The organism is Streptomyces capparidis (assembly GCF_054782095.1).
Window position 1 is genome coordinate 24,662 of sequence record NZ_BAAGTD010000068.1, and the last position, 8,359, is coordinate 33,020.

Genomic DNA, 8,359 nt, shown 5'->3' on the forward strand with positions numbered 1-8,359 from the left:
CCTTCAAGGCTCAGGCCCTTCCGCCGCCTCGTTCGCCACGCCGGTGACGGGTGGTGCGGCGGAAGGACGAGCCTGCACACCCTGCGGACGACCCCGGCCGTTCACAGGGCGGCGGCCGCCCCGACCGGTGGCCGCACCCCCTTCTGCCCGTCTCCCATGTCGCCAGGAGCCCAGCCCGTGCCCTCTGCCGGTCCCCCCACCCGTGTCGCGCAGCTCGCCGGCCTCCTCGCGCTGGCGGCGGCGTTCGCCGTCCAGCTCGTCGCCGCGGTGCTGCCGAACGTTCCCGCGCTGATCGCCGCCACCTCCGCGTGCCTGGCGATCGACCTGTACGTGCAGCACCGGTTCTCCCCCCTGGCCTCCGCGCTCAGCCGGATCCGCCTGGACGCCACCGTCCGCCAGCAGGTGCGCGACACCCTCACCCTGATCGCGCTGCTGCGCATCGACGGCATCGACGCGACCGGGGAGGTGTTCCCGCTGCTGGCCCTGGTGCTCGCCGGGTACCTCACCCACTTCGCCATCCAGGCCCTGGCCGTGGTGGTGCGCCGCAGCCGCTCGCTGCCCGTGGTGACGCGGAACATCGACGCCTCCGCGCTGAACCTGCGCCCGGCGCCGCCGCGCGTCCTGGCGCGGCGCGGCCCGCACCGGCTGCTGCGGCTGGCCGTGCCCGCCACGGCGGGCCTGCTGGCGACCGCGGCGACGGAGGACGTGGTCTGGGGCGTGCTCGGCGCGGGACTCACCCTGGCGCTGGCCCTCGGCGGCGCGCTGTGGCTGGCCACCTGGCTGCTCCCCGGCAAGCGCCCGGCAAGCGACGAGCAGGTCATCGCGTGGCTGAACCGCTGGCTGGAGACGTACAAGCCGACCATCGGCCTGTACTTCTCCGGCGGCCAGTCCTCGGCCTACCAGGCCAACATGTGGCTGTCCACGCTGGCCTCGCTGGACGGCAGGCCGCTGATCGTGCTCCGCGAGCGCTTCATGGTGCAGAAGATCGACGCCACCGACGTGCCGATCATCTGCATCCCCAAGGTGGCGCACCTGATGAACCTGGAGCACTCCACACTGAAGGTGCTGCTGCACCCGGCGAACTCCGGCAAGACCTCGCAGGTGCTGCGCATCCCCTCGATCAAGCACGCGTTCATCAACCACGGCGAGAGCGACAAGCTCTCCAGTTGCAACCCGTACGCCAAGGCGTACGACGAGGTGTGGGTCGCGGGCCAGGCGGCGCGCGAGCGGTACGCGCTGGCCGACATCGGCGTGGACGACCGCGACGTGGTGGAGGTCGGCCGCCCGCAGCTCGCCCCGATCGAGCCGTACCGCGGCGCCCCCGAGGGCGAGTTCACCACCGTGCTGTACGCGCCCACCTGGGAGGGCTGGACGGACGACCCGGGCAACACCTCGATCATCCTGGCCGGGGAGAACGTCGTCCGCGAGCTGCTGGCCGACCCCGGGGTGCGGCTGCTGTACAAGCCGCACCCGATGACCGGCTCGGTGGACCCGCGGGCCGGGCGGGCGAACGAGCGGATCAAGGCCATGGTCGCCGCGGCGAACGCCAGGCGGGCCGCCGAGCGCGGGCGCACCCGCCCCGGGCAGCAGGCCCTGGACGAGCTGCGGCGGCGCACCGCCGAGCTGGAGAAGGTCACCGCCGTGGCCTTCCGCTCCTCCGCGGACGAGCTGGAGCGGATGTCGGTGCAGGGCAGCCCCGACCCGGAGCGGGCCGCCGCCCTGGAGGTGGCCACCCGCGCCTGGGAGGACGCGTACTGGGCGTCGCTGCCGGAGTGGGAGCACCAGGTGATCACCGACGCGCGGCCGCACCTGTTCTCCTGCTTCAACCGCGCGGACCTGCTGATCAGCGACGTCTCCAGCGTGGTGTCGGACTTCCTCAGCAGCGAGAAGCCGTACGCGGTGGCCAACACCAGCGGGCTGAGCGAGGAGCAGTTCCGGCACGGCTTCCCGACGGTGCGGGCCGCCACCGTGCTCACCCCGGACGGCAAGGGCGTCCCCGCGCTGCTGGAGTCGGTGCGCGACCCGGCCGAGGACCGGTTCGCCGCGGCGCGCGCCGCGCTGAAGACGTACCTGCTCGGCCCGTCCGAGCCCAGCTCGCTGGAGCGGTTCGACGACGCGGCGCTGGCCCTGGCGGCGCGGGCCGACCAGCGGCGGCTGCGCATCCAGGCGCGGCTCGCGGCCGGCTCCGAGATCCCGCTGCAACGCGCCGAGGAGCCGTCGGAGTCCGCGGACCTGGCGGAGCCCGGTGAGCTGCCCTCGGAGAGCGCCGAGCAGCGCGCGGAGGGCGCGAACGGGGAGGCGGAGACGGTGGGGGTCGGCTGAGGACGCCCCTTGCCGGGGTGGGGTGACGGCCCCTTCCGGCGGACGGCGGCCCCGGGAGTCCTGGCGGACTCCCGGGGCCGCTGCGTCGGGTGGGTGGATCCTCCGGGGGCCGTGGGGCTCCGTCCTGCGGTCCCCCGCCGGGGCTGCGCCCCGGGCCTCCGACCGGCGGCCCTCAGCCGCCGAACGGGTCGAACGTGCGGTACTCCGCCTCCAGCTCGTCCCTGGCCGCCTCGCGCTCCCTGCGGCGCTCCGCCGCCGGGCGCTGGCCGGCCAGGCGGTGGTCCTCGCCGCGGCGGCCGAGCATCTCGGCGCCGGTGGCCATGGTGGGCTCCCAGTCGAACACCACCGCGTCGTCGCCGTCGCCGATGACGACCTCGGCGCCCTGCCTGGCCCCGAGGTTCATCAGCTCCTCCTCGACGCCGAGCCGGGCCAGGCGGTCGGCCAGGTAGCCCACGGCCTCGTCGTTGGCGAAGTCGGTCTGCCGCACCCAGCGCTCCGGCTTCTCGCCGCGCACCCGGAAGAAGCCCTCCTCCGCGGTGACGGTGAAGCCCGCGTCGTCCACGGCCCTGGGGCGCAGCACGATCCGGGTGGCCTCCACCACGGGCCGGGCGGCGCGGGCCCCGGCGACGATCTCCGCCATGGCGAAGGTCAGCTCCTTCAGGCCCTGGTGGGAGGCGGCGGACACCTCGAACACGCGCAGGCCCCTGGCCTCCAGGTCGGGCCGCACGATCTCGGCGAGGTCCCGGCCGTCGGGCACGTCCACCTTGTTGAGCGCGACCAGGCGCGGACGGTCGTCGAGACCGCCGTACGCGGCCAGCTCGGCCTCGATCGTGTCCAGGTCGGACACCGGGTCCCGGCCCGGCTCCAGCGTCGCGCAGTCGAGCACGTGGACGAGCACCGAGCAGCGCTCCACGTGCCGCAGGAACTCCAGGCCCAGGCCCCGGCCCTCGCTGGCACCGGGGATCAGCCCGGGGACGTCGGCGACGGTGAAGACGGTGTCGCCCGCGGTCACCACGCCCAGGTTCGGCACCAGCGTGGTGAACGGGTAGTCGGCGATCTTGGGCTTGGCCTTGCTCAGCACCGAGATCAGCGACGACTTCCCCGCGCTCGGGTAGCCGACCAGCGCCACGTCGGCGACGGTCTTCAGCTCCAGCACGTACGAGCCGGAGTCACCGGGCTCGCCGAGCAGCGCGAAGCCGGGGGCCTTGCGGCGCGCCGAGGCCAGGGCCGCGTTGCCCAGGCCGCCGCGCCCGCCCTGGGCCATCACGAAGCGGGTGCCGTGGCCGACCAGGTCGGCGAGGGTCTCCCCGGTGCGGGCGTCCTTGACCACGGTGCCGTCCGGCACGGGCAGCACCAGGTCCTGGCCGTCGCCGCCGGAGCGGTGGCCGCCCATGCCGGGCTTGCCGTTGGTGGCCCTGCGGTGCGGGGAGTGGTGGTAGTCGAGCAGGGTGGTGACGTTCTGGTCCACCACCAGGACCACGTCGCCGCCCCGGCCGCCGTTGCCGCCGTCCGGGCCGCCGAGCGGCTTGAACTTCTCCCGGTGCACGGAGGCGCAGCCGTGGCCCCCGTTACCCGCGGCGACGTGCAGTTCGACGCGGTCCACGAAGGTCGTCATCTTCTCTGGCCTCCTACTGGCGTGCTGGACGTGCCGGCCGGGCGTGCTCCCGCGGCCGGCGGGGGTGTGCGGGATGCGAAAGGTGCGGATGGCGCCGTTCGGCACCATTGGTCCACAACACGCGAAGGGCGGACCGTCTTCCCCTGCCGGGGAGAGGCGGTCCGCCCTCGGTACGGCTGTGCCGTCCTGGCCCGCGTGATTACTCGGCGGCGGCCGGGACGATGTTCACGACCTTGCGGCCACGGCGCGTGCCGAACTCGACCGCACCGGCGGCGAGGGCGAACAGCGTGTCGTCACCGCCGCGGCCGACGTTCGCACCGGGGTGGAAGTGCGTGCCCCGCTGGCGGACGATGATCTCGCCGGCGTTGACGACCTGGCCGCCGAAGCGCTTGACGCCGAGCCGCTGAGCGTTGGAGTCGCGCCCGTTCCGGGTGGACGAGGCGCCCTTCTTGTGTGCCATCTGTTACGCCCCTTACTTCGCGGCGGAGTCGATGCCGGTGACCTTGATCGCCGTGTACTGCTGGCGGTGGCCAAGGCGCTTGCGGTAACCGGTCTTGTTCTTGTACTTCAGGATGTCGATCTTGGCACCCTTGGTCTGGTCGACCACCTCGGCGTGGACCTTCACGCCGGCCAGCACCCACGGGTCGCTGGTGACCTGGTCGCCGTCGACCACGAGGAGCGTCGAGAGCTCCACGGTGTCACCGGGCTCGGCCTGGATCCTGTCAACCTCAATGACGTCGCCGACGGCAACCTTGTGCTGCCTGCCGCCGCTGCGGACGATCGCGTACACCGCGAATCCCACTCTCTTCGCTGCTCGGGTCGGAGCCCCTGACGCCAGCCGCCCCGGATCACGGACACGGGCGGCCTCTCCCGGCGCACGCACGTGCCGCCCACCGTGAGGGAGAGCGGCGCGAGGGGAGACCGGGAGGTCGTTGCTCAGGAGCCGGCGTGAAACACGCCGAGGGTCAAGGCTACGGAAGCGCCCGCCCCGGGGTCAAACCGGCCCCGGGGCGGGCGCGCGCGCCTCACTCGTCGGCACCCTCGGGCACCGCGGCCGACACCGCCGGGGGCGGCGTCTGCGGGGCCGCGGCGGCCTTCCTGGTGGCCGACGACCTGCTGCCCGCCGTCTTCTTGGCGGGGGCCTTCTTGGCCGCCTTCTTCCGCGCCGGGGCCTTGCGCGCGGTGGTGGCCGGCGCGGACGGCTCGGACGGCGGCTGCTGCTCCGGCTCGCCGGCGGGCGGCCGCACCGCGGCCGGGGCCTCCTGCGGGGCCTCCTGGACGGCCGGGGGCCGCGCCTCGGGGGCCTCGGGGGCCTCGGGGGCCTCGGGCGCGGACCGGTCGGCCTCGGCCACCCGGTCCGGCTCCGTGTCCGCCGCCTTCCTCGCCGTCGCCTTCCTGGCGGCGGTCTTGGCGGTGGACTTGGCGGCCGTGGACTTTGCGGCGGTCTTCTTGGCGGCCGTCTTCTTGGTGGCGGCCTTCTTCGCCGTCGCCTTCTTCGCGGCCGTCTTGCGGGCGGCCCGCTTGGCGGGGGCGGCCTCGACGGCCTCCTCCGCGGCGGGCTCGGCCCCGACGGGCGCGGCCTCGGCGGCGGCGGGCACGCCTACGGGCTCGGCGGGCTCGGGCTCGGGCTCCGCCGGGGCCGCCGCCTCGGCGGGCGCCTGCGGCTGCTCCGGGGCGGGCTGCTCCGGGGCGGCCTCGGCGCGCGGCTCCTCGGCGCGCGGCGCGGCCACCACGACCACCGCGGCCTCGGTCTCCGCCGCGGGCCGCGGGCCGGCCGGGGCGGTGGCCGTGCGCGTGGCGCGGCGGCGGGTGCGGGCGGGGCGGGCCTGCGGCTCGGCGGCGGGCTCGGCCTCGGCGGCCGGCTCCTCCGCACGGGACCGCTCCGGCACGTCCACCAGCTCCACGCCGGAGACGCTGACCGGCTCGACCTGCTCCACCGACTCCGGCGCGCTGGTGTCCGCCTCCGCCGCCGTGGCCTCGGCGACGACCGCGGGCTCCGCGCCGTCCGGCAGCTCCGGCAGCTCCTCGACGTGCGGCTGGGTCACCGCGACCGCGCCCTTGCCCCGGCGGCGGCGCTTGCCCCCGCCGCCGACGCTGGTCGCCTGGTCCATGTGGACGATCAGGCCGCGCCCGTTGCAGTGCACGCAGGTCTCGGAGAACGACTCGAGCAGCCCGTGCCCGACCCGCTTGCGGGTCATCTGCACCAGGCCGAGCGAGGTGACCTCGGCCACCTGGTGCTTGGTGCGGTCCCGGCCCAGGCACTCCAGCAGCCGGCGCAGCACCAGGTCGCGGTTCGACTCCAGGACCATGTCGATGAAGTCGATGACGATGATGCCGCCGAGGTCGCGCAGCCGGAGCTGGCGCACGATCTCCTCGGCCGCCTCCAGGTTGTTCCTGGTGACGGTCTCCTCCAGGTTGCCGCCCTGGCCGGTGAACTTTCCGGTGTTGACGTCGACGACGACCATCGCCTCGGTCCTGTCGATCACCAGCGAGCCGCCGGACGGCAGCCAGACCTTGCGGTCCAGCGCCTTCAGGAGCTGCTCGTCGATCCGGTAGGTGGCGAAGACGTCCACCTCGCCGGTCCACCGCTGGAGGCGGTCCACCAGGTCGGGGGCCACCTGGGAGACGTAGGAGTGGATGGTCTCCCACGCCTCGTCCCCGGAGACGATGACCTTGCCGAAGTCCTCGTTGAAGATGTCGCGGACCACCCGGACGGTCATGTCCGGCTCGCCGTACAGCAGGCTCGGGGCGTTGCCGGACGCGGCCTTCTTCCGGATGTCCTCCCACTGCGCCTGGAGGCGCGCCACGTCGCGGGCGAGCTCGTCCTCGCTGGCGCCCTCGGCGGCGGTGCGCACGATGACGCCCGCGTCCTCGGGGACGATCTTCTTCAGGATCTGCTTCAGCCGGGCCCGCTCGGTGTCCGGGAGCTTGCGGCTGATGCCGGTCATCGAGCCCTCGGGCACGTACACCAGGTAGCGGCCGGGCAGCGAGACCTGGCTGGTCAGGCGGGCGCCCTTGTGGCCGATCGGGTCCTTGGTGACCTGCACCAGCACGGACTGGCCGGACTTCAGCGCGGTCTCGATGCGGCGCGGCCCGCCGTGCAGGCCGAGCGCCTCGAAGTTGACCTCGCCCGCGTACAGGACGGCGTTGCGGCCCTTGCCGATGTCCACGAACGCGGCCTCCATCGACGGCAGCACGTTCTGCACCTTGCCCAGGTACACGTTGCCGACGTAGGAGGTGGACTGCTCCTTGTTGACGAAGTGCTCCACCAGGACGTTGTCCTCGAGGATCGCGATCTGGGTGCGGTCGCCGAGCTGGCGCACCACCATCACGCGCTCCACGGCCTCGCGGCGGGCGAGGAACTCGGCCTCGGTGATGATCGGCACCCGGCGGCGGCCCTGCTCGCGGCCCTCGCGGCGGCGCTGCTTCTTCGCCTCGAGACGGGTGGAGCCCTTGATGGACTGCACCTCGTCGATGTCCGTCTCGGACTTCCTGCGGGGCTCGCGGATCCGGACGACGGTCCGCTCCGGGTCGTCCGGCGCGGGCTCGCCCGCCTCGGCGACCTCCCCGCCCCTGCGGCGACGGCGGCGACGGCGGCGGCTGGTGGTGGAGCTGCCGGCCCCGGAGTCCGGGTGCTCCGCCTCGTCGGCGGGCTCCTCCTCCGACTCGTCCTCCGCCTCGGCGCCCTGCTCGGCACCGTGATCGTCGCCGTGCTCGTCCCCTTCGGCGGCGTCCCCGCGACGGCGCCGGCGGCCACCGCGGCGGCGGCGGCGCGACGGGCGCTCCTCGTTGTCGTCCTCGTCGTCCTCGGGGCCGTGCTCCTCGGCGGCCTCGTGGTCGTCCTCCTCCCCGTCCTCCGCCTCGGCGGCGGGCTCGGGCTCGGCGAACGCCTCGACGGGCTCGCCGCGGCGGCGACGGCGGCGGCGGGAGACGGGGGCGGCGGCGACGGCCTCCTCCTCTTCCTCCTCGTCCTCCTCCTCGGCCGCCACGTGCACGGGCTCGGCGAAGACGGGCGCCTCGAAGACCGGCGGCTGGAAGACCGCGGTCGGCGGGCGCATCGCCGGGCGGCGGCCGCGCCTGCCGGTCGTCTCCTCGGCCTCGGGCTCGGCGGCCTCCTCCACGGGGGCCGCGGGGGCGGCGGGCTGCTCGGCGGACTCCGCGCGGCGGCGGGTGCGCCGCGGGCGGTCCTCCGCCGGGGCGGGGGCGGCCTCCTCCACGGGGGTCGCGGGGGTCGCGGGGGCCTCGGCGACGGGGGTGCCCGCGGGGGCCTCGGCGCGGCGGCGCGCCCTGGTCCGCCTCGGCGCGGGGGCCGCCTCGGGCTCGTCCTGCGCGGCGCGGGGCGCGGCGACGGGTGCCTCGGCGACGCGCTCGGGGGCGTAGCGGTCCGCCGCGGGCGGGCTGCCCGCGGGCGCGGCGGCGCGG

The 8,359-nt window shown here is 75.1% G+C and carries 5 protein-coding genes; 1 reads left to right on the top strand and 4 read right to left on the bottom strand.

The window, feature by feature from the left end:
- Positions 1–177: 177 nt before the first annotated feature.
- Positions 178–2,322 (top strand): hypothetical protein, encoded by a 2,145-nt coding sequence (locus ACYVO2_RS33980; RefSeq protein ID WP_461011951.1) that lies wholly within the window; start codon positions 178–180, stop codon positions 2,320–2,322.
- Positions 2,323–2,494: 172 nt separating this feature from the next.
- On the opposite strand, the gene obgE is transcribed toward ACYVO2_RS33980, so the two are convergent.
- The 4 genes from obgE to ACYVO2_RS34000 form a co-directional block, all read right to left on the bottom strand.
- Positions 2,495–3,937, bottom strand: a complete 1,443-nt coding sequence (obgE, locus tag ACYVO2_RS33985; protein ID WP_461011952.1) for a GTPase ObgE — start codon at positions 3,935–3,937, stop codon at positions 2,495–2,497.
- 199 nt (positions 3,938–4,136) lie between these two features.
- Complete coding sequence (gene rpmA / locus ACYVO2_RS33990) at positions 4,137–4,397, bottom strand: 50S ribosomal protein L27 (protein WP_461011953.1); 261 nt, start codon at positions 4,395–4,397, stop codon at positions 4,137–4,139.
- Between the two features lie 12 nt (positions 4,398–4,409).
- The gene (gene rplU, locus ACYVO2_RS33995) at positions 4,410–4,727 is read right to left on the bottom strand and encodes a 50S ribosomal protein L21 (RefSeq protein ID WP_461011954.1); all 318 of its coding nucleotides are present in this window, start codon (positions 4,725–4,727) and stop codon (positions 4,410–4,412) included.
- A 235-nt stretch (positions 4,728–4,962) separates the two neighbouring features.
- Positions 4,963–8,359: Rne/Rng family ribonuclease (locus tag ACYVO2_RS34000; protein ID WP_461011955.1), on the bottom strand; the 3,397-nt coding region annotated here is incomplete at its 5' end.

Coding starts and splice junctions, on each gene's coding strand:
- obgE (WP_461011952.1), bottom strand. CDS start 3,937: ATGACGACCTTCGTGGACCGCGTCGAACTGCACGTCGCCGCGGGTAAC.
- rpmA (WP_461011953.1), bottom strand. CDS start 4,397: ATGGCACACAAGAAGGGCGCCTCGTCCACCCGGAACGGGCGCGACTCC.